Here is a 1,770-nt window from a genome sequence, read left to right as displayed (position 1 = left end):
GTCCCACTCACACCGAACGACGACACACCCGCCCGACGCACCCGACCCGTCTCCGGCCACACCCTCCGCTCCGTCACCAACTCCACCGCACCAGCCGACCAGTCCACATACGGAGACGGCTCATCCACATGCAACGTCGCAGGCACCACACCATGCCGCATCGCCATCACCATCTTGATGACCCCAGCAACACCCGCAGCGGCAGAGGTATGGCCGATGTTCGACTTCAACGACCCCAGAAGCAGCGGACTGTCCTCGGACCGACCCTGACCGTACGTGGCAAGAAGGGCCTGCGCCTCGATCGGGTCGCCGAGCGTCGTCCCGGTGCCGTGCGCCTCCACCACATCGACCTCGGTTGCCGACACATCGGCATTCGCCAGAGCTTGGCGGATGACTCGCTGCTGCGCGGGGCCGTTCGGCGCGGTCAGCCCGTTCGACGCACCGTCCTGATTCACCGCCGAACCCCGCACCACAGCCAACACCTGATGCCCGTTACGCACCGCATCCGACAACCGCTCGAGCAGCACCATGCCGACGCCCTCGCCCCACGCCGTGCCGTCGGCCGCCGCGGCGAACGGCTTGCACCGCCCGTCTCGCGCCAAACCCTGCTGTCGGCTGAACTCGGTGAAAACCCCAGGAGTGGACATCACTGTCACACCGCCGGCCATGGCCATCTCACACTCGCCCTGGCGCAGGGACTGCACGGCCAGGTGCAGCGCCACGAGCGACGACGAGCACGCCGTGTCCACCGTGATCGCCGGACCCGTCAGACCGAACGTGTACGCGATACGACCCGACGCCACACTGCCCGCCGCACCCGTGAACAGATAGCCTTCGGCTTCCTGGCCGTCGGCGGATCCGCTGCCGTAGCCGTGGGGGACGGCGCCGACGAAGACACCCGTACGACTGCCCCTCAGCGACAGCGGATCCATGCCCGCTCGCTCCAGGGCTTCCCAGGACGTCTCCAGCAGGAGCCGCTGCTGCGGGTCCATCGCCAACGCCTCGCGGGGGGAGATACCGAAGAAGCCGGCGTCGAACTCTGCGGCGTCGTGGAGAAACGCACCCTGATGCGGGTAGCTGGTGCCCGGCCGTGTGGTGTCGGGATGGTACAGGTCGGCGAGATTCCAGCCGCGGTCGTCCGGGAATCCGGATACCGCATCGGTATCCGACAGGAGCAGCTCCCAGAGGCCTTCCGGCGAACGGACGTCGCCGGGGAAGCGGCAACTGGTCGACACAATCGCGATCGGTTCGTGGGACAGACGCGGTGAGTCCGCCCCACTGGAGGGCTCCTCGACCGCCACGTCGATACCGAGGGCCCTGTCACGGACATGCTCGGCAAGCGCGAGCGGTGTCGGATGGTCGAACACAACCGTGGGTGAGAGGCTGATGCCGGTGGCGCCGGACAGCCGGTTCCTGAGCTCCACAGCGGTCAGCGAGTCGAAGCCTGACTCCCGGAAGGCTTTCCGGACTTCGACCTCCGCCGGTGACGACCATCGCAGCACTGCCGCTGCGTGGGCGCGCACCTCGTCCAGCGCCACCCTCATCCGTTGGATATCTGTAGAAGCGGCGGCCATCCGGCGCCTGAAGCCGTCCAGCGCCTCCGCCGGCGGGGCGGAGGGCAGGTCGATCTGGACAGGCGAACCGGAGTTGGAAGGTGCGAGCCAGTATCGGTCTCGCTGGAAGGCATACGTCGGCAGGTCTACGTGGCAGCCGCCGTCGGAGATGCCAGTGCTGTCGAGGACTGTCCTCCAGTCGAGTTCGACGCCTCGC

At 67.7% G+C, this 1,770-nt stretch carries 1 protein-coding gene; it reads right to left on the bottom strand.

What is annotated here, in order from left to right; all coding sequences use genetic code 11:
* Positions 1 to 1,770 (bottom strand): type I polyketide synthase (locus ABZ441_RS33515; protein ID WP_358981189.1); only part of this gene is annotated, 1,770 nt, incomplete at both ends.

This window comes from Streptomyces sp. NPDC005752 (genome assembly GCF_040630715.1).
In the GTDB taxonomy this organism is placed as follows: Bacteria; Actinomycetota; Actinomycetes; order Streptomycetales; family Streptomycetaceae; genus Streptomyces.
Note: the sequence above shows the minus strand (reverse complement) of the source record. Positions and strands in the feature narration are given on the sequence as shown.